Origin of the sequence: Acinetobacter legionensis, assembly GCF_048552295.1 — a bacterium.
Taxonomy (GTDB): domain Bacteria; phylum Pseudomonadota; class Gammaproteobacteria; order Pseudomonadales; family Moraxellaceae; genus Acinetobacter.
This window is the reverse complement of record NZ_JBIMCW010000031.1, coordinates 1-26,237: the sequence shown is the minus strand read 5'-3', so window position 1 is coordinate 26,237 and position 26,237 is coordinate 1. Positions and strand designations below refer to the sequence as shown.

Genomic DNA, 26,237 nt, shown 5'->3' with positions numbered 1-26,237 from the left:
ATGTAAAGATCTGGGAATATCTAAACCATAACAAAAATGAAAAAATCTTAACTTCATGAACAGGTTAGACATCATGAAAGCTTTAGCACTTAAAATAAGTATCGGATTACTGTCTATGCTTCCATTCACAATAAATGCAGAATTGATTGTATTGGCTTCGCCACAAAGTCAAGATAAGTACTATGCAGAAAAAATCGATGATATCTTTGATTTCCACGTCGATTATGCAAAGAAAATTATTCAAAATGGTGACAATGTGATGATCTTAACGGATCAACAACTTTACCCTGATTATGTTAAAGCACTCGGTAAACAGCATGTCACTATTGCGCCTATGCAAGATATTTGGATGCGTGATTTTAGTAGTGCCAATCCCAATCAACCTGTTCTTTTTCGTTATACCGCAGCAGGACAAGGTGGAACCAAAAAGGCTCAAGCCATCTCTGATGATGTTCAATCAGACTTTAAAGCCTATAGTCAAAAGGCTGGCTTAAAATTTACCCAGACCCAACTGCTCAATGATGGTGGTAATTGGGTTGAAGATGGCTATGGCAATGCTGTGTTAAGCACCAAGTTCTTAGCTGACAATCATTTAACCGAAACCCAAGCAAGAGCACAGCTGATCCGTTTGACAGGTGCTAAACATATTGCATTTATTGAAGCGGATGAACAAGGTGGCTTAGAACATGCGGATGGCGTGGTGAGCTTTATAGATCAGAATACGTTAGTGATTAACACTTATCCTGAAGATCCCGAATACGCCAAACAGTTAAAAATTGATTTAAAACGCGGTATTCCAAATATCAAAATTCATGAAATCACCACACCTTATGATGGCAGTGAGATCTATGATGAAAAATTTGGTTCAGCTTGTGGTTTATATACCAATATGCTGGTTACGCCTGAGCGTATTTATTTTCCGCAATTTGGTATTAAACAAGATGCACTGGCATTACAGCAAATTCGTCGTCTAACCAAACGAACAGTCATCCCAATTCACTCTGCACAGGTGTGCCATATGGGGGGTGGAGTGCGCTGTATGTCATGGCAATTAAGAGGCAAAAATGCTGAATTATTATTAAACTACTTCAATAAAATACATTAAGCATTCGATTTTTACCCTTTCAAATATCCTGTTATTCTAAAAGCATTCATCTTTTAGCTCACTGCTATTTTTTTCGCTAACGAGAAGATGGATGTTGAATAATCAGCATTACGCTGCAATGACTTAATTTTATTGATACTCTTGTACTGTACTGCCTATCGGTACTGATATTCATCTTTAAAACTTTTAGGAAATTGATATTTTTTCCTATCAAATTTTAAAACAAACCGTTGTTGCGATGAGTGATGATTAAATTCTTGGCAATCCTCGTTTATCACTTGCGTCTGGTAGCGTTTAATTTTGCTATTGACCAAAATATCCGTATATTTCTTGGTTTGGGTTGACTGCATGACTAAGGTAGAAGCGCGTTCTTCAATATCTGCATTACAATGCATATCTACTTCTGCCCGATTACGTGTCACAATCAAACTGTCCAGAATTTGTTTTTTATTTTTAAGGTCATATAAATTTAAAAGTTGCATAGAAAAAGGAAAGGGCTGTGAGTGACCTGAGTAATTTAATCTTAGACCCAAAGCTCTATTTGAATCAGTGACTTTATAATTTGCAGTATCCAGCTCAATAGAATTTAAGCTAATTGCGTCCGAAACCATGCGTTCAGCAACAGCATAGTGATAAATCACCTTTAAATTTTTTGGATTAAACTTAAATAAGTCTAAAGCATAATCCCTTTCTTCTGCATTTCCTTTTACAGGAATCCATTGGGCATAGGCCATGATCATATTTGAATTATCGACCGGATCGAGTTTACAGTCGATTAAAGACTGTTCAACCTTTACAATTTTAGCCTGCTTCAATATTTGTGCGACAACTTGAGTATCATCACAAATATTTGCATAAACCGCACTGATCAATATGAATTGTAGACTGATGATTTTAAATATTATTTTCATTAGGTTTAACATGGATTTTGTGCTTATAGATAGAGACGGAACATATTAAGAAAAAGCGCTTATACAATGTATAAACGCCATCAATACACATAAAATTTATGAATTTTCAATCACTTTACTTTCATTTTGCGAATCATTTTATAAAGTGTCGATGGTGATAGACGAGAAACCAACACACCCAATTTCTCTTTACGCCCACCCACGACAATATATTCTTGACCTTTTAATAAAGCAGAAACTGTTTTCTGCGCAAAATCATCAGCTTCTAATCCATTTTCAATGGCTTCATCCTGATGTGCCTGTGCTTTTCCTGCACCATTTAAGGCATTGAAAGATACATTGGTTTTTACAAAACCAGGGAAAATAACAGAAACATTAACACCATCTTGTGCCACTTCTGCGCGTAAACTGTTTGCCCACATATGAATCGCTGCTTTTGCTGCAGAGTAAGATGCCCGATATTGCGTCCCCAATAAGCCCGCAACGCTAGAAATATACGCAATTCGCCCAGATTTTTGAGCTAAAAAGGTTGGTAAAACCAATTTGGTCAAAAACACTTGAGAGAAGTAATCAATTTCCATAATCGCACGTTCAGTTTGCATTGTGGTATCAGTAATCAGTGCCCTTTGGCTTAAACCCGCATTGTTGATCAACCAATCAATACGCCCTTTCTCATCTAAGACTTGTTCATATGCATGGCGTACTTGTGCTTCATCGGTAATATCCATTGCCACAGAAATATGATGATCTGGGTTAAGAAGACTTATACGAACTTTTTCAAGTTCTTCTAAACGTCTTGCACTTAAAACCACTTGTGCACCTTGTAAAGCACATTCAGCAGCCAAGGCTTTACCAATCCCTGAAGATGCGCCTGTAATCCAAACCACCTTTCCTTCTAAGCTTTCCATTTTATTATGCTCTTGAATATGGTGAATAAATATTAGACCACGTGACCCACCAAATCAATCAAGTGATTTGCTTTTAAAAACTAACCTTCAACTAAAAACTTTTTAAAATGTTCTGCATAATGTTGCGCCTTTTCTACATTGCGAGGATTGTATTCATCGCCAACTTTTTCTAAGCGTTTATAGCCAGTACTGGTGATCATATTAATCACACCATTTAAGGTTTTATCGACCACAAAGTTAAATTTTAACAAAGTCTTAGGGTCACGGATAAATTCTGATACACCGAGGTCAATAATTTTAACCAAATTTTTTAGTGTCACAGGCAAAGCACTGGTATCCCCTTGAATGACCTTTTGAATATTGCTGGTCGCTTCTTGCCCTAAGCTACGGTCTAATTGGTAATACATCACCACTTCAGTTGCATCTGAATCTTCAAACTTTTTAAGAATATGGTTTGCCACAGGCTTTAGACGATCATTACTAAAAAAGGAAATTGACCACGGCATATATTTTTTTAATGCCCCTTCAATCTGATCAAAAATCTGTTCAGCTTCTTTGAGCTTTTTCTTCCCTGTTGCATCTAGTGCATCATTTTTACGTTGTTCATCAAGTAAGGTTCCAAAAACCTGATCCAGCACTTGGCATGACATTTCCGTAAAGACATTACCTAATTGTTTTGCTAGATCTCTTTTTTCACCATGATTCAAACTTTGGGTAATGCTTTTTAACTCTTGGTACGTTTGCTGTTTAATCAATAAATCGATTTTATACTGCATTGTTATGTGTCCTTTTGTTGTTTTGTCCTATTCAATTTTGATCTTAGCAAAACTTGAAATATCTTGCATTGTCTTTAACCACTGCTATTTGTTGAATTTCAATCACAAATACTCTCAACAAATCAAATATCTAAAACACGCATTTGTAAATATGACTCAGTTAAAACCCCACAATATCCAACATTTGTCATATTTAAGATCGATAAAAACCACAAATGCATCTTGTATTCTCATGTTTTGATTGCTGCATTCAATTCAAGATAAATATGCCATAACAGGAATCAACATTCCTAATGAATATTTGCTACAATGAATGCAATTTTTTACTTACTTTTGATCTGTTTTTACTATGACTGATTCAGCGCAAAATATTGCTACAACCTACGATCCTACCGAGATCGAGAAAAAATGGTACAAGACTTGGGAAGAGAAAGGTTATTTCCAACCGTCTCGTAAAGGCGATTCATTCTGTATCATGATTCCGCCACCGAACGTCACAGGTAGCTTGCACATGGGTCATGGTTTTAACAATGCCATCATGGATGCCTTGACACGTTACAACCGAATGTCAGGCAAAAATACTTTATGGCAACCGGGTACTGACCATGCGGGTATTGCAACTCAAATGGTGGTTGAGCGTCAATTGGCAGCTCAAGATATTAGTCGTCATGACTTAGGCCGTGAAAAGTTCATCGACAAAATTTGGGAATGGAAAGAACAATCTGGCGGCACAATTACCCGTCAAATTCGTCGTCTTGGCTCATCTGTAGATTGGTCACGTGAACGTTTCACCATGGATGATGGCCTGTCAAATGCTGTTAAGGAAGTATTTGTAAAACTGCATGAACAAGGTTTGATTTACCGTGGCAAACGCTTGGTAAACTGGGATCCTAAACTACAAACTGCACTTTCAGACCTAGAAGTTGAATCAGATAAAGAAGAACAAGGTTCATTGTGGCACTTCAAATACTTCTTTGAAGATAAGTCTCTACGTACTCAAGACGGTCACGATTATTTAGTGGTTGCAACAACCCGTCCAGAAACATTACTGGGTGATACTGCGGTTGCAGTTGCTCCAGATGACGAACGCTATGCACATCTTGTTGGTAAAAATATTATCTTACCAATTACGGGTCGTGCGGTTGCAATTGTTAAAGATGAATATGTTGATAAAGAATTCGGTACAGGCTGTGTAAAAATCACCCCTGCACATGACTTCAATGACTATGAAGTGGGCAAACGTTGTGAACTCGCAATCATCAACATTTTCAACAAAAATGCCGAAGTTTTAGCTGATTTTGAGTTTATCGCAAAAGCTGGCGAAGCGATTTCTAAAACCATCCCAGCACCAGCTGACTATATTGGTTTAGAGCGCTTTGCTGCACGCAAAAAATTGGTTGCACAAGCTGAAGCTGAAGGTTGGTTAGACCAAATTCAACCGTATACGCTGAAACCACCACGTGGTGACCGTTCAGGTGTGATCATTGAACCATTATTGACCGACCAATGGTATGTCAAGATTGCGCCTCTTGCAGAGCCTGCAATCAAAGCAGTAAAAGACGGCGATATCAAATTTGTGCCTGAACAATACAGCAATATGTATATGGCTTGGATGAACAACATTCAAGACTGGTGTATTTCTCGTCAATTGTGGTGGGGTCACCGTATCCCAGCTTGGTACGATGCAGAAGGCAACATTTATGTTGGTCGTTCTGAAGAAGAAGTTCGTGAAAAAAACAATATCACTGCTGATATTGAATTAAACCAAGATGAAGATGTACTGGATACATGGTTCTCTTCAGGTCTTTGGACATTCTCTACACTGGGTTGGACCGGAGATGAAGCAAAAGATAAAGAAAACTATTTCTTAAATACATTCCATCCAACGGATGTATTGGTTACTGGTTTTGACATCATTTTCTTCTGGGTTGCCCGAATGATCATGATGACCATGCACTTCATGAAAAATGAAGATGGTACACCGCAAGTTCCATTTAAAACTGTATATGTACATGGTTTGGTTCGTGACGGTGAAGGTCAAAAAATGTCTAAATCTAAAGGGAACGTACTCGACCCATTAGATTTGATTGATGGTGTAGATCTTGAAACCTTAGTACAAAAACGTACCACTGGTTTAATGAACCCTAAAGATGCACCAAAAATTGAGAAATCTACACGTAAAGAATTCCCTGAAGGTATTCAAGCTTACGGTACAGATGCGGTTCGTTTTACTTTCTGTGCACTTGCCAATACTGGACGTGACATTAAGTTCGATATGAAACGTGTTGAAGGCTATCGTAACTTTGCCAACAAAATCTGGAACGCAACCCGTTTCGTGATGATGAACTGTGAACAACAGCCAATTGGTCAGGAAATCCGTCAAGATCTTTGGGAACTTCCTGAACAATGGATTGTCAGCCGTTTACAAAAAGCGGAAGCTGCCGTTCAACAAGCGTTTGCAACCTACCGTTTAGATTTAGCTGCTCAAGCAATTTATGAGTTCATCTGGAATGAATACTGTGACTGGTATGTAGAACTGACCAAACCAGTACTAAATGATGAAAAAGTATCGACTGAGCGTAAAGCAGAAGTTCGTCGTGTCCTTCTTTCTGTAATGGAAGCGTCTTTACGTCTTGCACATCCAATCATGCCATTCTTAACTGAAGAAATTTGGCAGACCCTGGCACCAATGATTGGTATTGATGGTGAAACCATCATGCTTGCGCCGTACCCTGTTCCTAACCCTGAACGTGTCAATGAACAGGCTGAAGCAGATATGCTTGGGTTACAAGGCTTGATTGGTGCTGTACGTAATATTCGTGGTGAAATGGGCTTAGGTAATGCACGTTTATTGCCTGTATTGCTTCAAAACGCGACTGATGCTGAAAAAGCACAGATTGCACGTATTGAACCATTGTTTAAAGCATTGGCTAAAGTTGAAAGCATTACCTTCTTAACCGAAGCTGAGCAACCACCATTATCTTCATCTTCTGTTGTTGGTCATGTGTCTGTATTTGTACCAATGAAAGGCTTGATTGATCCAAAAGCAGAACTTGCTCGCTTGCAAAAAGACTTAGACAAGGTTCAAAAACAGCATGACCAAATTGCTTCTAAACTTGCAAATGAAGGCTTTGTGGCTAAAGCACCTGCTGCGGTTGTTGAAGGTGAAAAGGTTAAACTTGCTGAATTTGTAGATCAGTTAGCTAAGATTAAAGCCAATATGGAGCAGATTGCGGCGCTTTAAGCTAAGCTTGCAATTTTGCCTCTAAAGAAGGAAGCTTAATTATGCTTCCTTCTTTTTTTGAGTAAAATAATGAATATTATAGAAGAATTTAAAGAATATCTATTAAAGCAAAATTTAGAAATCAAAGAACCTGCAACCTTGATTGAGGTCGAACAATTTGAACAACAATATAAGCTCAAGCTTCCGCAAATTTTGAAAGCGTATTTTACACTTTGTAATGGTTCAGGTGAGATGAATTGTAATAATGAAGGATTTTCATTTTTTACTTTAGCTGAATTTAGACCTGTAAAAGATTTAAAAGGGATTGAAAACTTTCCTCATGCAAATTGCTTTGTATTCTCTGAGTTCTTACTCTGGATTACCGCGTATGCAGTAAAACTAGACGAATATGGCAATGAATTAGGCATTTATGAAATCTGTAATACGCATAATAAGGTTTGTAATAGTTTTGAAGAGTTTATTTTACTCATAATGAAAGATGATTTAGAAATACTTGATCGATGATGTTTTTCCGTACAGCATTCAACAATTTCATATCCATTTAACTTAAAGATTAGTTATCAAAATAAAGCGAATTGATACACTCTAATTTTTCAAAAATTACCCTCACCCTAGCCCTCTCCCACAGGGAGAGGGGACTTCCATTACTAATTTTATCGTTATTTGATACACAATAGGTTTCTCTCCTTTCAACAGAGAATTAAAGAGAAATGACTTAAAATATTTGCATAAACTCCACAACCTCAATCTTCCCAAAAATGTGGCAGAGACACTCTTTGAGAGTTTAATAATTATTCGATACACAATGAAGCTCCCTCTCCTTTCAGCAGCGGGTTAAAGAGAAGTAACTAAAAATGTGTGCATAAATTCCACAACCTCAATCTTCCCTAAAATGTGGAAGAAACACTCTTTGAGAATTGAATAGTTATTCGATACACAAAGAGATTCCCTCTCTTTTCAGGAGAGGGTTAGGGAGAGGTGTCTTTCAACTCAATACAGATATTCCATAAATCCGCCAATACCACCTCACTGCGATTCAATACATCATCATTCCAATAACGAATAACTTTAAGCCCCAAAGCCTCTAAAAACTGAGTTCTTCCATTATCATAAGCTACGCCCACATCTGTATTATGTTGCCCACCATCCAACTCAACCACTAAACCCAATTCATGACTGAAAAAATCGATGATATAAGGCTCAATCACATGCTGACGACGAAACTTTAAATTCATAAATCGTTGAGCTCGTAAAAGTTGCCACATAAGATGTTTCCCATTTGTGGCATCGTGTCGCATAGATTTAGCGTATTTTAATAATTTGGGGTTTAGCTTCATTTTATTTTCCCTCACCCTAACCCTCTCCCAAGGGGAGAGGGGACTTCCATAAAACCACTATTCCTTAAGCTGATCCAAAGCTGTCCCCTCTACAGGATTTCTTTTCCAATAATAAGGTTGGAAAAATCGAAGCAACAAACGCCACGGTGTCATCCAGACAATACGCGCATTGCTCTTCTTATTCTTACTGATGCGTTGTGCCAAATAACCACACACTTGCTCAGGTGGGTCAATCACAAACATAAATAACCATTTCATTTTATGCCAGTTTTTAACTTCACCTTGTTGCCAAGAAGAAATCAATAAATCTGTTGCCACCATTCCGGGGCTGAGCGTTCCAATCAAAATATTACTATTTTTGGTTTCTTTATTTAAAGCATGATTCAGATAAGCAACTGCTCGTTTACTGGTTGCATAAGGCGTCATCCCCGCACTCCATTCACCACGACTACCCCAACCTTCCATATTAAAAATTTGCCCAAAACCTTGCTGCATCATTCCTTTTAAAGCCACTTGCGAACCCAACATCGAACCAAGCACATTAGTTTTGATTACACTTTCCAAGTCTGAGCTAGCAATCTCGGTAAATGCTCTTGCTGCATTACAGGTACCGGCATTGTTAATCCAAACATTGACCTGACCAAATCTTAAAACTGTTTCTTCCCATAAGTTGTGTAAATCTTCATATTGAACCACATCACAGGTCACCCCATAAATTCGATTTGGTGCATAGCGTTGCGCAAAGCCTGCAACAACTTGATTTAACTGTTGTGCATTTCGTGCCGAAATCATCACAGACCAACCTAACTTTAAAAAAGCTTCTGCCAAAGCAAAACCAATTCCACGTGTACCTCCTGTAATCACGACTGATGAAGCTTGATCAGAATTTGATGCGTTCAAAATATTCCCCATTGTGGTGATAAATCAGTATGGACAGCAAACTGGCATGTGATAAAACACACGATGATATCTCCAATTTAGGACATTGAGCATCAAAAAATCAATTTTTAAGATAGAATCTTCAACATTCAAAATCATTGAATGATTCAAATTCTATGAAAAACAAAATCTTATTATGCATCACCCTTATTTTTCTTATTGGCTGTCATGAGAAGCCCAGCACATCAACTGAAAGCAAGCCAACCAAACAAGAAAGCCCCCAATCAACTGAAACCACAGTAGAACCTATTGAGATTGCTGCTCATCCTGAGCCAGACCACCTCGTCAATAATCCAACACTGCTCCCTCAAGGTTATTTAGTCGGTACGACATATCTCAAAAAGCCATTACTCATCGATTTTGATGGAGATGGAAAACGAGATGCTTTCCAAGTCTTAAAGAATCCCAATAAAAAGGGCATGAAATATCTGTTTGAATTCCGTATTTCGGACAGTGATAAAGTTTATTATTATCAAAATAATGAAGAAGGTGATGATTTAGATATTTTTGCTAAGTTCGAAGTCGCGCCTAAAACAAATATCTATGTCGATGAAGAATATCGCTTTGGAAAAAATGGCGATATTATTGCTAACGAACAGATTGACCCTAAACATTATTTAAAGTTTAAGGGTAATGGTGTTTCAGTCAGTGTCCTCGAAGAAACCTGTGCTGCATCTGCTTTCTTCTTAACAGATGATAAAATTAAACGGATTTATCTCTGTTAAATCTATTTTTCATCCGCAAAAATCGCATTTGCCCCAATCACTTTAGAAATCTTTACTTGGTCTTGTTTGAATAAAGCATAGATTTTTACTTTAAGTGTTTCACTGGTAAAAGTCCCGTTTAAATTCAGCAAAATGGGTTCATCACTCAATGAACCTTTGCCGTGATATTCTTGATTAATATCGTTGGTGGTCGCCTGATTGACCACTACAAAATGCCCCGCAATACCAGCAGCCTGACCACAAGCTAAACTTTGTGGTGACCAATCCCCTACTTTGATCTCAGGTTTTAAAGCATAGCCTTTACTTGCTAATATTTTCTTTTGCTGTGCTGTTGTCATGGGAAAATTCAGTATCTTTTGCTGACCTTTCCAGTTTACCGCTAATTGACTCGATAAACATGATGCTCGAAAAGGACCCGCACTACCTGACTCTGCACCTTCGTTAGAATCATCACATTGCGAAATAACTTGAAAAGTTGCTTCTCCACACTGCAACACTTTAGATCTATAGATTTTATATTGATTGGACTGCGCACTCACTGATTCAGCAAATAGACAGAGGCCAAAGAATGCTATTAAATACACTAAAAAATTGGAATATGTTTTAGACACCATCATTTTTGTACACGTCATTAATTGTTTAATCGCAAATTGATTTTATCTTAAACATTTATTTTCAACTCATTAAAACACTCAATAAAAGACCAACCATTTGAAATTTATAATAATATAACTCAGATATCCCCAAGATGTTGATTAAACCAGAAGATGAATACAAAAGCTTGATAAAATACATATTTTAAAATACAGATAATTCAATCACAAAAAAAACGATATGATGATGAAAAATATAATAATATTCAACAGTAGTGTTCTATCACTATTTTTGGGCTCGCTTAATTATGCAGCGACTCCGCAAGTACTTGAGAAAACGGCCATACAAATTTTTTAAAATGCAAAGTTTCAAAAAACCAATCAATGGAACGGTCAAAAATTTCAAAGAAACCATTTCGAATACAGAAATCAAGCTTGCAGTGTGGGTGTATGCAAAAATTGGTCATTAAGTTATTTTTTAATTTTAACTCAATCATTTATCGGTTTGTTTTTAGATTCAAATTAGACAGGCTGGGTCTAAGGTGAAACACGATAAATAAAAATCAATAATTATCAGTATCTTAAAAATAAACCAGAATATCTTATTGCATCAAGTTAGTGCATAAATTCCAATATAGTGCATGCTTTTGCTTTATATCGAGTCTTAATAATATTTTGAAATTGTTGATCTATTTTTTCATACAGCCAAACACTTCACGGATTCAAATCGTTGGTTATACTTGAACCAATTTGTGACAGATAGCACCAAAAAGAATCGTATATGCAAAACGTTGATCTACTCTTTCTCTTGCTTGGCGCAGTGCTTGTACTCGCTATGCATGCAGGCTTTGCTTTTTTAGAGCTGGGAACAGTTCGCCATAAAAATCAAGTCAATGCACTCAGTAAAATTATTACTGACTTTTCAATCTCAGCAATCGCCTACTTCTTTGTTGGTTATTACATTGCCTATGGCCAACATTTTTTTCATACAGGTACTACGCTTTCAACTGAGCATGGCTACAATTTGATGCGTTGTTTTTTTCTTTTGACCTTTGCTGCAGCAATCCCCGCCATTGTTTCTGGTGGCATTGCAGAACGTGCCAAAATGCGTTCTCAAGCCATTGCGACCCTGTTTATTGTGGCGCTGGTTTATCCTTTTTTTGAAGGGATCGCATGGAATGGTAATCTCGGCTTACAAAAGTGGTTAGCGGATACGTTTGGTGCTAGTTTCCATGATTTTGCCGGTTCTGTTGTGGTACATGCGATGGGTGGCTGGATTGCACTTGCAGCAGTGTTACTACTTGGTGCACGTCATGGGCGCTATAAAAAAGATGGTCGCGTTAGTGCACACCCCCCCTCTTCTATTCCTTTCTTAGCACTCGGTTCTTGGATCTTAATTGTTGGTTGGTTTGGCTTTAATGTCATGAGTGCTCAACGCTTAGATGCAATCTCAGGTTTAGTCGCTATGAACTCACTCATGGCAATGGTAGGCGGCACACTTTCTGCAAATTTCTTTGGAAAAGAAGATCCGGGGTTTTTACATAATGGCCCCTTAGCAGGCTTGGTGGCAATCTGTGCAGGTTCTGATGTGGTTCATCCAATTGGCGCTTTATTTATTGGTATCTGTGCCGGTTTTCTGTTTGTTAAACTGTTTACCTATACACAAAATAAACTCAAAGTTGATGATGTACTCGGTGTTTGGCCATTACATGGGGTTTGTGGTGCATTTGGTGGTATTGCTGTGGGTCTATTTGGTCAGCAGTGGTTGGGAGGGATCGGGGGAGTATCTTTGATGTCTCAGATAATAGGTACGCTACTTGCCATTTTACTGGCTTTAGCTGGTGGATTTGCTGTATATGGTATACTTAAAGCGACTATGGGTATTCGTTTAACACAAGAAGAAGAGTTTCGAGGTGCAGATTTATCAATTCATAAAATTTCTGCAAACTCTGAGGATGCAATGTTTTAATCGTTTATACCAGCAGGTTTTATTTTTTATAAATTTTGCGGCTGAAAAGCCGCTTTTTATAGCATCTAAATGACTATACAATAATTTAAAAATAAAATTTTTAAAATAAGCTTATTCATTCTCAAGAGCAGTTACTTACAAAAACCATCTTAAAATAATCGTTGATGTTTCTATTTATTAATAGATCAATTTATAAAATTCCAATTATATAATCATTAAGCTTAGTTTAAGTTTGTTTTTTTCTAATACACGCAGATTAAAATATTTAAATTGAGCAAAACAACACATGTCTTATTGCGACTCAAATAAATTTTTCTTAAGTAACAGTTTATTGTTAGGAATATTATTTTTAATATTGTTCTTTGTCTTTCCCGTGGGTGGCGCAATCGATATGTATTTTATCCAACCGTGGATAGATAGTACTGGTCATTTTCCACTCAAGAACAATTGGTTTCTTATTGAAGTTAATCACAAGTTGCTTAAACATATTATCATTGCCTTCTATATTACAGTATTCATTTCATGGATTGCTTCTTTTAAAGTTGCGAAATTAAAATCGTATCAATGGCAATTGGGCTATTTGTTCATTGTCAGTGTTTTATCCACAGCAGTAATTGGCATTTTCAAATCCCACTCAGCTCATGCCTGCCCTTGGTCTATGACTGAGCAAACCGCTCTAGGCTATGTTTGGGATTTTTCTGCAAGCCACGGAGGCTGCTTTCCTGGTGGGCATGCCAGCACAGGTTTTTCATTGCTTACAGGTTTTTTTGTATTTAGACGATCAAATTCTAAAATTGCTTATCTTTTCCTAGCCCTAGGTTTAACACTTGGCTTGATTACGGGGTGGGGGCAAATGATGCGTGGTGCGCATTTCCTTAGCCATAACCTTTGGACAGGTTGGATTATTTTTACTTTTAACTTAATTGTGTATCGTATATTTTATAAAAAATTTACCAGATAACGACTCTAAAATTATAAATGATATATCGCACAAAATTATTTTATTATAAATGCATCTCTAAAAATACATCAGATATTTAAAAGCGAATTACTGTTACTCTGGTTTATTTGATCGCTCATCTATTTTTATTTCAATCTAAAATGCCAAATCAAGTGATACTTAGCTATATTCATCACTAAAAGAATTACATTTTTGTCATAATTTAAATATTAAATTATTAAACCAATCTTAATTTTTACAAATTATTATATTTTGTTTATACTTGTGCCAATTTAGTAATCTTATACGTGCAAAATATGAGTAATTTTTCTAAATTTCTCCGCAATTCGCTTAAAATTCAAGACCAGAATATTCAGTCTTATCAGTTAGGTGATGGCAAAGTGTGGCTTAAAAAAGCCTCTGAACGCCACTCGGCTTGGATTTATATCCCATTAAAATGGGTTGCACGTATACTCAATATTGAAGCACTAACCCCTATTCCAAATTATGGTGGAAGCAAATCGATTTATTGTGAAGTACATCGTCTGACAGAATTAAATTCACTTGGTATTCCAACACCACAAATTTTAGCTAATTGTTCACAAGGTCTATTGATTGAAGATGCTGCTGATCACGGTGAAGATGTCATGCAACTTGATCAAGCATTGGCAAAAATGGAAGGAAATACTGCTAAAAAGCTTGAATTTTATCGTGAAGCAATTTTTGCTATTCAAGCTGTACACCAAAAAGACAGTTATTTGAGTGAGGCGTTTGCACGAAATATTTTAGTGAATAATGACAAAGCATTTACTTTTATTGATTTTGAAACTGATCCTGGGGAAGTCCTCGAATTAGAAACCTGTCAAATTCGAGATTGGTTATGCTTTATTTTCTCCACAGCATTCCGTTTTAATGATGACGAGCTTGCACAAGCGTGCGATATCCTGATTGCAGAAATTTATCCAAGTAAATCAAAATACAACGAGATTTGCCGTATAGGAAATAAACTCAATTGGGTTGCAAATTTCAATTTGGGTAAACTTGGCAGTGATGGTCGTAGAATGCAAAAATGTTTAGAATTTTTTCAGTATATGAAGAAAAATGAGCCCCTTCCGCTAATGTAGAAATGGGATCATTTATTTTTTAAGTATTTTACTTTTCTGTTTTGATATGGCACTGAATTGGGATTTTGACCAAAACACTGAGTCCGCCCAATTCTTCACTACGTGATAAAGACAGTTCACCGCCTAAATGTTGAATGGCTTTATCCACGATCGACAATCCCAAACCACTCCCCACTTCCAAGTGATGATGTACACGATAAAAACGTTTTAAGACTTTGTCATACATATCAGGATCAATTCCAGAACCACTATCCTCAATTAAAACATAAGCAAAACCATGAATATCTTCAAATACTGAAATATTAATCATGCCTGAAACAGGTGTATATTTTATTGCGTTATCGATTAAATTAAAAATGATTGAATGAAGACTATGTTCTACACTTCTTAAAGTCACTATTTCATTACGTACAAAGCCAAGATCGATATCTTTTTCCATTGCAAGATTCATCAACTGTTCTACACAATTAAGTGCTACATCATTCAGCTTAAATTGAGTCACTTGAACTTCATGACTCAATGAGGAATCTTGCTTTGCCAAGGCAAGCAGTTGCGTTACTAGGTGCTGCATCCGTGCTAAACCTTTACTTAAATTTTTCAGATTTTCCTCTTCAGGAAACTGGCTCATTAAAATTTTAGTTTGCAGATTCAAGGCAGTAATTGGTGTACGTAACTCATGTGCAGCATCTGCTACAAACTGTCGCTGTTCTTGCTGAGCAATAGAAATTCGCTCAAATAAATGATTCATTTCTTGAATTGTAGGCAATAATTCTTCTGGATAATGTTCATTTTGAATCGCAACCAATGAATTTGAATCACGTTTTGCGAGTTCAGATTTAAAGTCTTCAAGGGGCTTTAAACTACGGCGAATAATATAAACCAAACCGAGTAAGGCAAAAGGAATAATTAATAAATAGGGAAGAAACATACTTCCAGCCAGCTCTAAAGCCAAATGCTCTCTAACTTTTTCCTGTTGACTGATTTGAATTTGAAAATTAGTGGTAGGTAAGATATAGGTAATCCAAGTACCATGCGCTGTTTCTTGGCTATAAAAACCTGCTTTTTGCTTAGGTTCAACGATGACATGATGAGGCGTACTTTGGGTTTGACTTGGGTCAGCATATGCCCAAACATCAATAAATAAATCCTCTTCATGGTAACGTTTATGTATATCAAAATGACTTTGGATAGCACGTGGATTTAATTCCACTCGCTCTGCCAAATAGACCATTTGTGCATCTAAAATTTCATTAATCTCTTCTAAAGAAATTTTATAGGCTGAAAAAACCAACACACAACCAAGTAAAATACTAAAAATAGATGTATAACGAATTAAACGTTTTCTTAAGGAAAATGCAGATTCCATGTTATTCCGCTTTTTGTGGTTGCCCCAAACGATAACCTAATCCACGAATTGTACGAATAATATCTTTACCCAATTTTGATCGGATATGATGTACATAGACTTCAATTGTATTACTGTTGATTTCACTATCAAAAGCATACAATTTATCCTCTAAATTAGATTTAGAAAATATTTTATTGGGATGGGTCATTAACGGAATGAGAATCGCCCATTCACGATTTGAAAGTTCCACTGTTTCACCTTTTAGAGTTGCAATATGCTGTTCAACATCTAAAACAATTTCACCATTTTTCAATAAATTTGATGCGTTTCCTATCACTTCTTTTGTTATATCACCTGTGCGACGTAATAAGGCATGGATACGAGCTACCAACTCATCAAACTCATAAGGCTTAATCAAATAATCATCCGCGCCTTGATTTAAACCTTCAACACGATTTTGTAATTGATCACGTGCTGAAATAATCAGTACAGGTAAACTTGAACGTTGACGAATTTGCTTTAAGACCTGCATCCCATCCATCATGGGCAAGCCTAAATCAAGTAAGACCAAATCAAATTGTTTCTCAGAAATAAGCTTGAGGCCATCTAAACCATTATTCACCCATTCCACATCAAAGCCCTGATATTTCAATAATGTTTTAGATGATTCTGCAATCATAAAATCATCTTCTATCATCAAAATTTTGGTCATGGTTTATATCCTTTCAATCAGCTTTGTACAGCACACTGGTGCAACATATTATTTTTTTGATCTATGACTTGAGTTTGGACATTTAACAAACTCAAAAGACTTGGAAATAAATTATCTTGACTCAATGTTGCCTGTTTTTGTTGATTTAAACAATTGATTTGTTTTGCTGCTACAGATTTCCATGCATCTGAAAACCACATCACCATTGGTACATGGGTTTGTTGAGTAGGCGCAATCGCATAAGGTGCACCATGCAAATACATACCACGTTCACCTGTAGACTCACCATGGTCAGATAAATACCAAAAACCTGTGCGATAGTTTTGTTGCTGTTTTAAAGTTTCAATCATTTGATTTAGAATATGATCTGTATAGACAATCGAATTATCATAAGTATTAATCAATTCAGTCGATGAACAACCTTGTATCGCATTGGTTTCACAAGTCGGTTTGAATTTTTTGAATTCATTTGGTGCACGTTTATAATAAGCGGGTCCATGACTTCCCATTTGATGTAATACAATCAAATGCGCTTGCTTATCATCTTTTGGCAATTGACTTAAATATAGGTTTAAGCTATCGACTAAAATTCCATCTTGACATTCGCCATCTTTACACCATTTTTTCTCTAAATTTTGAGGAATTACAAACTTCTCAACGCGATCACAAGCACCTTTACATCCTGAATTATTATCAATCCACGTTACCTTGTAACCTGCGCGTTGCGCGATATCAAGCAGTCCCTCTCGATGACTTGCCAGTTGCTCATCATAGCTTTTACGAGGCATACCTGAAAACATACAAGGCACTGAAACTGCTGTTGCTGTACCACAAGAACTGACTTGAGAAAAATTAATTAGGCCCGTCTGCTTGGACAATTCAGGATTAGTGTTCTTTGCATAACCATTTAAAGAAAAACTCTCTGCACGTGCGGTTTCACCAACTACCAAAACCATCAATTTAGGTTTATGTTGTAAAGCAACATCGTCGACTAAATGTGCATCTTCACCATAACGAATCAAAGGTAGATTTTTTTTCGGTGCTTTTTTATGAAAATAAGAAAGTGTTGAAGCTACTGCATTTTGCGGAGAAATCATGCCTTTTAAATCACGATGCTCGCGAAAAATAGCAGCATAATCCACATAGAAAACAAATAATAATGCTGCAATTACAGCGAAAGAGCCCGCAATATTTATGCTTTTAAATAATAATATTTTGCCAATTTTTTCTGGTTTAATTTTTACCCAAAAAATAATGATGATGGGTAAAACAACAAATCCCAGTGTCCAAACCAAAAATTGCAAAGAAAGTAAGTCTGACACTTCACTAGGATCTGTTTGTACCATATTTTGAATTTGATCAGGCGAAATGACTACACCCAATGAGTTGACAAAATAAGCACTAAATCCACCAATGAAGACCAAGACAATTGCAAAAAATTTTGCTGTCCATTTCCAGTCTAAAATTTGTAATAATAGATTATATAAAGCAACCAGCACAAAACCTGTCGCGATCAGAAACAGCTGTGCTTTAATCCCCTGATAAGGCGTTAGAGACTGAACCTTATTTAAAAAACTAAAATTCAGGCACAAGCCTAACCACACTGCGACAATAAAATTAAAAGCAGTTAGTGAAATTGAGACTTCACGTCGTTTTATACGCTGTATTAAGTTAGACATTACTTTGGCAATACTCTTTTCAATGGGGTTAAGTTAAAAAATGAAGCTTAAACTGAACTTAAAAAGCACTTTCCCAAGCATATTGCACCACTGATCTTAATTGTAACTACCTTTACATTTCTCACGATCTGAGAAAATTAAAATCAAATAAAGCATCTACAAAAAAAATGAGTATTATTTTATAGCCCGTAGATTATAATACTGCTTATTCCATTCACAATAATTCATTTAAAGTTAATATTTTTGAGATAAAGTTATTTTAAATCCAAAAAAGTAATAATACACGAATTGATTTCTACATATTTTAAAATGGCGAAAAAGTAATTTTCTATTTTTCAAGCAATGCAAAACACATCAATATTTAATTAAAAAATAAAGACAAAACCACATTAAATCAAAGACATTTATACATAAATTAAACTTTATTAACCATACAATGTATTTTACTTTTATAATACATTGTGGGCTTATTTATTCCCAAGAAAAATTATTTAATTCAATCAAAACCTGACTAACCATAACACTACATATTAAATATTGATCATAGCTATTATCAAAATTTAAGTTCATAATATTATGAATGACGTATCTTTTTGATCCAATATATTATAGGGATTTGACAAAAAATGCCTATCACTAAAATCAAACTTAAATAATTAAAATATCCCAATTGATCGCCAATCATGCCACTTAAGGTATACAACAACCCACTGATTGTTGCCATAATCGAGACCTGAAAGGTAAAATCTGTACCTGCATATTCTTGACGGCTATATTGCATCACTAATGTTAAAATTATGACTAAAAGCATTGCAGCAAACAGATCTTCTAAAGCATTAATCAAATAAATTAACCACGGTGCTACAAAATGAGATTGTTCATATTGAGCTGCTAACCACACAAACCCTGCTAAACTGATCAATTTCAAAATAGAAAATAGGATTAAGGCTTGCTGACGCTTTAGATTTTTTAACATTAAACTGGCCAAGCCTGCACCCAATAATGCAGAAAATGCCCCTAACATTGTGATATAAATGCCGATTTGAGAAAGGCTCAGCTGTAGATCAACCAACAAAGGTTTAGTTATTGGACCTGTAAAGCCATCGGTTATTTTGATGCTACAAAGCACAAAGAACCATGCTCTTAGTTTTTTATTGACAAAGAAATAAGTTAAATAACTTTTAAGTTTTTCAATAAAGTGCTGTGTAGCGTCATCGTGTAAATGTGTTAAAGCAGTCTTTTTCAAGTGTTTGGGTTCGTGGTAAAAGCAAATAGGGATTGTATTTAAAGCCACAATTCCTGCTAAAATCAAAAACGTACTTTGCCAACTTAACCAGTCCATTGCCCATAAGATTGCCCCGCCCCCAACAATAAATCCTAAACGAGAGCCAATGACTTGAATCATATTCCCGATATGTTGCTGATCCCCTTTTAAAATACTAACGGCTAAGCCATCCGTTGCAATATCTTGGGTTGCACCCACACTGTTCATACAGAGCAAAGCCATAAAAAACAATAATAAATAGATCGGTTCATTCAGGGATTGGATCGGTAAAAAAGATAAAATGGTCAAGATAGCAATGGTTAAAAGTTGGGTTGGAATAATCCAACTGCGATAATGCCCTTTGGAATCATGTCCAAAACTGTCCACAAAGGGCGCCCACAAAATCTTAATTGCCCAAGGGGCCATGAGTAATCCAAAGCCACCGATATGTGCCAATGACACGCCTTGTGATCGCAAAATTACTGGTAAAGCATGCGTCATAAATCCTACAGGTAAACCCTGTGCCCAATACAATGAAAATAACAACAAATAGGTGTGTCGCATGCAATCTAAACTCGAATGATGTCAATATAAATGGGCGTAACTTGATTCTGTATGTATTGCTTTTATCTACGAATTTTGTAATATTTACATTTTGCAGATCGTTACTATTAAGCAAAAACCAAAATCAATGCAAGAGTAATCATATAAAAATACAATGTCACAAAATTTTCCAATGATACCTGATCAAGTACCTCAGCGTGGTACAAACACCAGTCGTAATATTTTTAAAAACCTTTACTTAGTTCAAGGCTGGGGATTTGAAGGTGAATTTCCCAATTTACCTAAAGCGGTGGTATTTATTGCGCCACACACCTCTAATTATGATGGTTTATATGCCTTCCTCGCGATGTTAGGTATTGGTGTTAAAGTCACAATTTTTGGAAAAGATAGCCTGTTTAAAACGCCACTTAAAGTACTTTTTGAATGGATGGGTGTCATTCCTGTTCATCGTGATTCACCACATGGACTCACCCAACAGATTGTTAAAATCATACAAGAGCAAGATAAAATTTGGATTGCGATTGCACCTGAAGGTACCCGGAAAAAAGCTGAAAAAATTAAAAGTGGTTTTTATCATATTGCTATGGGAGCCAAAATACCGATTGCAATTTTCTCATTCGATTATGAGAAAAAGCAAATTCACTGCTTAGGAACATTGCAACCTACAGGAGATTATGAGCAAGATTTAGCAGAAATTTTAGCGCGTTTTAAAGGTAATTTTTCACCTAAACGGCCTAATTTTTTATCAATTCCTTTACAAAAACTTTTGAAAAATAACTAGAAAAAACAGAGACAATCTGTTCAGATGTGCAACATACATTTTGATCAAAAGTAATACTCCATGCGTTTTAAACAACTTGGTTTTATAGGCTTATTGGGTCTAGCCCTTGTTGGCTGTGACAAAACTACCAAAACTCCAACACAGACCACTGCAATTAAAGCACGTGAGCCTGTTATCGCGATTGCTTTAGGTGGCGGTGGAGCAAAAGGTTTCGCTCATATTGGCGTGCTCAAAGTTTTAGAATCACACGGGATCAAACCTAAAATTGTGACTGGAACCAGTGCCGGAAGTTTTGTTGGCAGTATTTATGCCAGTGGTAAAACACCATTTCAAATGCAGCAAATTGCACAACAATTGAAAGAATCTGATTTGCGTGATTTAACTATAAATAGCCAAGGTATTGTTCTTGGTCAAAAACTACAAGATTATATCAATCGGAATGTTGCGAATAAACCTATTGAGCAATTTCCAATCCGTTTTGCAGCAGTTGCCACACGCTTAGACAATGGTAAAAAAGCTGAATTTATTAAAGGAAATGCAGGACAAGCAGTCCGAGCTTCTTGCAGTATTCCGAATGTTTTTGTACCAGCCACAATTGGTCATACAAAATATGTTGATGGTGGTTTAGTTAGCCCAATTCCTGTCCAGACTGCGCGTGATATGGGAGCTGATATCGTGATTGCAGTTGATATTTCTGCTCGTCCAAGTGGCAGCCAACCCATGAATATGTGGGGCTTATTGGATCAAACCATTAACATCATGGGACAACAAAGCATTAACAATGAGTTGGCTCAAGCAAATATTGTTATTCAGCCTAAAGTTGGACACTTAGGTACACTTGATCTTAAGTCGAGTAACCAAGCCATATTAGAAGGTGAAAAAGCAGCCCAAGGCAAAATCATTGCGATTCAAGCTGCAATTAATAACTTTAAAAAAACACCTGCTGCATTAAAACCTGCACCACGGGCAAAATTTTAATACCGCAATAACGGTCATATAATCAATAATGCTTTAAAACGAGAATAATCACGTTTTTATATGCAGCACTAAAATGATCTGCTACATTGATATAGATGATCCGTCATCTATATCAATGATAATCACTCGAGTAGATGTATGAACTTTATTTTTGAACCGTGGCATTGGTTTGTACTTGGCATATTGCTGATCTTATCTGAACTTCTACTACCAGCATTTGCGGCTTTGTGGTTTGGTATCGCTGCAGTTATAGTCAGCATTTTATTGTGGTTATTCCCAAGTATGAGTTTCACCTTGCAAGTCGTTTGCTGGATTATCTTATCTATCATTTGTACTGTGGCTTGGTTTAAATTCATTAAACCCTTATCTGTAGATAAAACTAAAGCTGGGCTTTCTCGTGAAGCAACCATTGGTCAAACGGGTATGGTCATTCAAACTGGGCTTAGCCATGATCAAATTCGTGTCCGCTTTCCAATGCCTGTTTTGGGTTCTGATGAATGGAATTGCCGTACGTTATCGCCTGTACAAGTAGGTGACCGTGTACGAGTGACTGATATTTTAGGTAATGATCTAGTTGTACAACTACATTCATCATCTTAATAATGAAGAATAAAGAGGAAAATTAAATGGGTTTTGGTTCTATTGTTGTTTTAGTCTTATTTCTATTTGTGGCTGTGACCATTTTCAAAGGTGTCCGTATTGTTCCTCAAGGTTATAAATGGATCGTACAACGCTTAGGTAAATATCACATCACACTGAGTCCTGGTTTAAACTTCGTCATTCCATATGTGGATGAAGTTGCTTATAAAGTAACCACAAAAGATATTGTTCTAGATATCCCATCACAAGAAGTAATCACACGTGATAACGCTGTATTAGTGATGAATGCCGTGGCCTATATCAATTTAACCACACCAGAAAAAGCCGTGTACGGTATCGAAAACTACACTTGGGCAATTCAAAACTTGGTGCAGACTTCCCTACGTTCAATCGTTGGTGAAATGGACCTAGATGATGCATTGTCATCACGTGATCATATCAAAGCGAAATTAAAAGCAGCAATCTCTGATGATATCTCCGACTGGGGCATCACACTAAAAACTGTGGAAATTCAAGACATTCAACCATCACACACGATGCAATCAGCGATGGAAGCCCAAGCAGCAGCCGAACGTCAACGTCGTGCAACTGTAACCAAAGCAGATGGTGAAAAACAGGCCGCTATTTTAGAAGCTGATGGACGTTTAGAAGCTTCTCGTCGCGATGCTGAAGCTCAAGTTGTATTGGCTGAATCTTCACAGCGTGCTATTGAAATGGTGACCTCTGCTGTAGGTGATAAAGAAATACCTGTTGCCTACTTATTGGGTGAGCAATATGTCAAAGCTATGCAAGACATGGCCAAATCCAATAATGCCAAAACGGTTGTGTTACCTGCGGATATTATGAATACGATTCGCGGTGTGATGGGCAGAAATTAATTCTGAAATTTAAAAAATTGCTCAAAATAGGCAACCGATGTGTTGCCTATTTTTATCTTGAAATAGGTTTTTGCATTAACATGCCCATAAGGTCTGATTCAGTAATATAATTCGCGATTGAATAAGCCCAAACTTCACACATAGCACACCCTCAATTGGTCTTGTTTCAACCGAGCTCTATTCCAACGTGGAAATATCTCCACTTAGTTTGGTTCTAATACAAAGTGGTATGCCTAATCGGAGCGGTAAACAAGGTAGCAATCAAACCTATTCAGATGCGACTATTCAATCTTTCAATCTTATTTGATGATTAAATCCTTATTCTAATTGTATTTAAGTATGGGCACAGGCTTTGTTTAAAGCTTGATTAAATTATGAGGGCTTGATTAAACAGCTTTAGATTTTTTCACTATTTTTAGAAGACAAAAGTATATTGAGATTACGATTCGCTATTAAAAAGTCATTGTATACTTCACCTACTTTTAAACATGAGATGCCAGCTTCACAAGATTTAAAATTTTCGTTGATCAAATAAGGTGAATGGAAGCCTAAGCAAAAATAAGCTGGATATCGCCCCCAATGGCATAAGCTCCATAGAGGTATCGATGCTAAAACACTACAAATAATATTAGTGATTTACTCTATCAGACTCCACCAAGTGAACAACTCAATTCCATCTATACTGATGGAGCTTATGATACTAAAAGCTGCTAACGGGTGATTTCAGACAAATTGGCACATATGGTGATCCCTAAGAAAAAATGTCAAGCCTTGAAAAAATACAAAAACTTGCTCATTAGAATGCAATGAGCTGCTTCGAGCAGCCAAACATTTAGGTAGGATACTATGGAAAAATGGTCAGGTTACCCTCAGAGAAGTTTAGTAAATACCAAGATGCGCTGCATAAAATTATTTGGCGACAAACTAAGCACAAGGAACTTTCAAAGTCAGGGCGTTGAAATCTATGTACCTTGCGCATTAATAATGCTCGTGTATTAAACAGATTCAGTGAATTAGATAGAACTCGCACCCGAATTGTGGTCTAAACTTGACTTATGCAAAGGAATTTAGACTTTCGAATCTTTGTGCAACAAAGCCTATTCAATTGATTACCCCACATTGAGGGGGATTCATCAAATTTAAATGATTCAAAAATATTTCTTTAGTGCTGAGAGATAAATAAATCACCACATTACATTAAGTTTAAATTGTAACCTCATAAATTTTTTGTACTGTCGCATGGATTGAGCATTTAAATCAATTTCGCAGGTAATGTTCCACTTTCATATATGAAATTAACAAAAATCCTTTTTGCTAAGGTGACAAACCTGTACTTAAAACAATCTTAGTACTCATGTCTTCATTCATAGCGATATCATGTCGAATTAAACTATGCAAAAAACAGTGTTAATCTATCTTATCTAAGTACTCTATTTAAGTACTCTATTTAAGTACTACTGATGAGCATTACTTTATTGAAAATCTGATTTAGCTTTTTCTTGCCAATAAAAATTGAGAAATTTGATTCAATTCCTGAGCATCCTCACCAAAATATTCTAAGGCTTTAAATGCTTGGTCATGTAATTGTTGTGCATAAATTTTGGCATTGTCTAATCCCATTAAAGCAGGATATGTCGACTTATCTACTTGTTGATCTTTACCTGCAGTTTTTCCCAAAGATTCAGTATCAGAAACCACATCTAAAATATCATCTTGCACTTGAAATGCTAATCCAATCGCTTGACCATATTGACGCAATTGGGGAATAGCCTGATCTGTACCTACAAAAATTGTCACAGCAGACATCATAATTGCAGCTTGGATTAAAGCCCCAGTTTTATTAAGATGGATACTTTCTAAATGCGCTTGATCAACATGCTTACCTTCAGCCTGTAAATCTAAAACCTGACCACACACCATTTTTGAACTGGCTGTTGCTAAAATTTGCATTTGCTTAAGAATAATGCTCTGTTCAACGGCTTGACCTTGATCAAATAGACGACTCCCTAACACTTCAAATGCCATTGATTGCAGAATGTCTCCTGCTAAAAGCGCTGTATCTTCACCAAAAGCCACATGACAAGTTGGCTGCCCTCGACGTAACAAGTCATTGTCCATACATGGCAAGTCATCATGTGCCAAGGAGTAACAATGAATAAACTCAATCGCAACCGCAGCTCTACGCACAGCTGCAAAATTTGGATTATTTGCTTTTAAATGTGCTGTTGCGTAACTTAAAGCAGGTCTAACTCGTTTTCCACCTAACATCACCGTATGATGCACAGCCGATTTTAATGGCTCTGGCAATGAAAAGGCATCTAAAGCAACTTGTAAATCTTGCTGAATTTGTACTTGCGCTCGTTTTAAAATTTCTGCATTTACATTGGGAATAGAAGTCACATCTGCCTCGGTTTGTACGAATCTCTAAAACTAAAAAATCAGAAGTTTTAGATGAATTGGTAAATTTGATGAGTCAGAACATTCTACTATGAGTTACTATAATTCTCATCTCTTAATTCCAATAGAATCATTTGAATAAGTTCAAGATATTTACAACTCATTTTTTAATAGAAACAGCGAGTTTTTTCCCTTTTCTTTAGCAGCTCGTACTGCAAATTCTAATTTTTGTAAAACATCAATCTCAATCTGTTTTTTTTGTAGATCTAAATGATAAATTCCTATAGACGCAGTAAGGTATTCGTTATTATTGCCAAATAATATCTTTTCATTAGTAACTGCAAATTTAAGCCTTTCAGCAAGTGTTACAGAGGTGGTCCCACATGTTTGAACAACTAAAAGCTTATTTATAAGTGATACTCTGCTCTAGTTAAGCTACCTTATTTTGTTGTGGTAGCTGGTCAT

22 protein-coding genes and 1 pseudogene are annotated in these 26,237 nt (G+C 36.3%); 12 read left to right on the top strand and 11 right to left on the bottom strand.

Annotated features, from left to right (window positions below; genetic code table 11):
- Positions 1 to 73: 73 nt before the first annotated feature.
- Positions 74 to 1,105 carry an agmatine deiminase family protein gene (locus ACG916_RS18445; protein WP_419327607.1) on the top strand — a complete coding sequence of 344 codons (1,032 nt, stop codon included), beginning with the start codon at positions 74 to 76 and terminating at the stop codon, positions 1,103 to 1,105.
- 155 nt (positions 1,106 to 1,260) lie between these two features.
- Here the strand turns inward: ACG916_RS18445 and ACG916_RS18440 are convergent, their stop codons facing one another.
- The 3 genes from ACG916_RS18440 to ACG916_RS18430 all read right to left on the bottom strand — a co-directional run bounded on the left by ACG916_RS18440 (position 1,261) and on the right by ACG916_RS18430 (position 3,700).
- Entirely contained in the window at positions 1,261 to 2,028 is a 768-nt protein-coding gene (locus ACG916_RS18440; protein ID WP_419327606.1) for a PA3715 family protein, read from the bottom strand.
- A 98-nt stretch (positions 2,029 to 2,126) separates the two neighbouring features.
- Complete coding sequence (locus ACG916_RS18435) at positions 2,127 to 2,924, bottom strand: SDR family NAD(P)-dependent oxidoreductase (protein WP_419327605.1); 798 nt, start codon at positions 2,922 to 2,924, stop codon at positions 2,127 to 2,129.
- Between the two features lie 80 nt (positions 2,925 to 3,004).
- Complete coding sequence (locus tag ACG916_RS18430) at positions 3,005 to 3,700, bottom strand: hypothetical protein (protein ID WP_004722586.1); 696 nt, start codon at positions 3,698 to 3,700, stop codon at positions 3,005 to 3,007.
- 349 nt (positions 3,701 to 4,049) lie between these two features.
- On the opposite strand from ACG916_RS18430, the gene ACG916_RS18425 reads away from it, so the two are divergent.
- Together ACG916_RS18425 and ACG916_RS18420 are read left to right on the top strand one after the other, a co-directional pair.
- Positions 4,050 to 6,944 (top strand): valine--tRNA ligase, encoded by a 2,895-nt coding sequence (locus ACG916_RS18425; RefSeq protein ID WP_419327604.1) that lies wholly within the window; start codon positions 4,050 to 4,052, stop codon positions 6,942 to 6,944.
- Positions 6,945 to 7,013: 69 nt separating this feature from the next.
- Entirely contained in the window at positions 7,014 to 7,448 is a 435-nt protein-coding gene (locus ACG916_RS18420) for an SMI1/KNR4 family protein (protein WP_336952801.1), read from the top strand.
- A 464-nt stretch (positions 7,449 to 7,912) separates the two neighbouring features.
- Here ACG916_RS18420 and ACG916_RS18415 read toward each other — a convergent pair whose 3' ends face one another.
- Together ACG916_RS18415 and ACG916_RS18410 are read right to left on the bottom strand one after the other, a co-directional pair.
- Positions 7,913 to 8,281 carry an endonuclease domain-containing protein gene (locus ACG916_RS18415; protein WP_419327603.1) on the bottom strand — a complete coding sequence of 123 codons (369 nt, stop codon included), beginning with the start codon at positions 8,279 to 8,281 and terminating at the stop codon, positions 7,913 to 7,915.
- Between the two features lie 57 nt (positions 8,282 to 8,338).
- Positions 8,339 to 9,181: an SDR family NAD(P)-dependent oxidoreductase gene (locus ACG916_RS18410; protein WP_419327602.1), complete on the bottom strand. Its 843-nt coding sequence runs from the start codon at positions 9,179 to 9,181 to the stop codon at positions 8,339 to 8,341.
- A 155-nt stretch (positions 9,182 to 9,336) separates the two neighbouring features.
- Between ACG916_RS18410 and ACG916_RS18405 the strand changes: the two genes are divergently transcribed.
- Positions 9,337 to 9,945, top strand: coding sequence for a hypothetical protein (locus tag ACG916_RS18405; RefSeq protein ID WP_419327601.1), 609 nt, complete (start codon positions 9,337 to 9,339; stop codon positions 9,943 to 9,945).
- A 2-nt stretch (positions 9,946 to 9,947) separates the two neighbouring features.
- Here the strand turns inward: ACG916_RS18405 and ACG916_RS18400 are convergent, their stop codons facing one another.
- Positions 9,948 to 10,562, bottom strand: coding sequence for a hypothetical protein (locus tag ACG916_RS18400; RefSeq protein WP_419327600.1), 615 nt, complete (start codon positions 10,560 to 10,562; stop codon positions 9,948 to 9,950).
- A 757-nt stretch (positions 10,563 to 11,319) separates the two neighbouring features.
- Between ACG916_RS18400 and ACG916_RS18395 the strand changes: the two genes are divergently transcribed.
- The 3 genes from ACG916_RS18395 (at position 11,320) to ACG916_RS18385 (ending at position 14,571) form a co-directional block, all read left to right on the top strand.
- A complete protein-coding gene (locus ACG916_RS18395) occupies positions 11,320 to 12,507 on the top strand; it encodes an ammonium transporter (protein ID WP_336952805.1) in 1,188 nt (395 codons plus the stop codon).
- 286 nt (positions 12,508 to 12,793) lie between these two features.
- The gene (locus ACG916_RS18390) at positions 12,794 to 13,468 is read left to right on the top strand and encodes a phosphatase PAP2 family protein (protein WP_336952807.1); all 675 of its coding nucleotides are present in this window, start codon (positions 12,794 to 12,796) and stop codon (positions 13,466 to 13,468) included.
- A 296-nt stretch (positions 13,469 to 13,764) separates the two neighbouring features.
- Positions 13,765 to 14,571, top strand: a complete 807-nt coding sequence (locus ACG916_RS18385; protein WP_419327598.1) for a BUD32 family EKC/KEOPS complex subunit — start codon at positions 13,765 to 13,767, stop codon at positions 14,569 to 14,571.
- A gap of 28 nt (positions 14,572 to 14,599) precedes the next feature.
- Here ACG916_RS18385 and ACG916_RS18380 read toward each other — a convergent pair whose 3' ends face one another.
- The 4 genes from ACG916_RS18380 to ACG916_RS18365 form a co-directional block, all read right to left on the bottom strand.
- Positions 14,600 to 15,937, bottom strand: a complete 1,338-nt coding sequence (locus tag ACG916_RS18380) for an ATP-binding protein (protein WP_336952810.1) — start codon at positions 15,935 to 15,937, stop codon at positions 14,600 to 14,602.
- Position 15,938: 1 nt separating this feature from the next.
- Positions 15,939 to 16,631, bottom strand: a complete 693-nt coding sequence (locus ACG916_RS18375; RefSeq protein ID WP_336952811.1) for a response regulator transcription factor — start codon at positions 16,629 to 16,631, stop codon at positions 15,939 to 15,941.
- A 17-nt stretch (positions 16,632 to 16,648) separates the two neighbouring features.
- Positions 16,649 to 18,310: a phosphoethanolamine transferase gene (locus tag ACG916_RS18370; protein ID WP_419327597.1), complete on the bottom strand. Its 1,662-nt coding sequence runs from the start codon at positions 18,308 to 18,310 to the stop codon at positions 16,649 to 16,651.
- A 574-nt stretch (positions 18,311 to 18,884) separates the two neighbouring features.
- Positions 18,885 to 20,138, bottom strand: coding sequence for an MFS transporter (locus ACG916_RS18365; protein ID WP_336952815.1), 1,254 nt, complete (start codon positions 20,136 to 20,138; stop codon positions 18,885 to 18,887).
- A 154-nt stretch (positions 20,139 to 20,292) separates the two neighbouring features.
- Between ACG916_RS18365 and ACG916_RS18360 the strand changes: the two genes are divergently transcribed.
- From ACG916_RS18360 to ACG916_RS18340, 5 genes and pseudogenes are all read left to right on the top strand, one after another.
- Positions 20,293 to 20,919 carry a lysophospholipid acyltransferase family protein gene (locus ACG916_RS18360; RefSeq protein ID WP_336952817.1) on the top strand — a complete coding sequence of 209 codons (627 nt, stop codon included), beginning with the start codon at positions 20,293 to 20,295 and terminating at the stop codon, positions 20,917 to 20,919.
- A 60-nt stretch (positions 20,920 to 20,979) separates the two neighbouring features.
- Positions 20,980 to 21,897 (top strand): patatin-like phospholipase family protein, encoded by a 918-nt coding sequence (locus ACG916_RS18355; protein WP_336952819.1) that lies wholly within the window; start codon positions 20,980 to 20,982, stop codon positions 21,895 to 21,897.
- Between the two features lie 138 nt (positions 21,898 to 22,035).
- Complete coding sequence (locus tag ACG916_RS18350; RefSeq protein WP_336952821.1) at positions 22,036 to 22,497, top strand: NfeD family protein; 462 nt, start codon at positions 22,036 to 22,038, stop codon at positions 22,495 to 22,497.
- A gap of 26 nt (positions 22,498 to 22,523) precedes the next feature.
- Positions 22,524 to 23,375: an SPFH domain-containing protein gene (locus tag ACG916_RS18345; RefSeq protein WP_336952823.1), complete on the top strand. Its 852-nt coding sequence runs from the start codon at positions 22,524 to 22,526 to the stop codon at positions 23,373 to 23,375.
- 117 nt (positions 23,376 to 23,492) lie between these two features.
- Positions 23,493 to 24,421 (top strand): annotated as a pseudogene (locus tag ACG916_RS18340) (IS5 family transposase).
- Positions 24,422 to 24,863: 442 nt separating this feature from the next.
- Here the strand turns inward: ACG916_RS18340 and ACG916_RS18335 are convergent.
- Positions 24,864 to 25,775 (bottom strand): polyprenyl synthetase family protein, encoded by a 912-nt coding sequence (locus ACG916_RS18335; RefSeq protein ID WP_419327596.1) that lies wholly within the window; start codon positions 25,773 to 25,775, stop codon positions 24,864 to 24,866.
- Between the last annotated feature and the right edge of the window lie 462 nt (positions 25,776 to 26,237).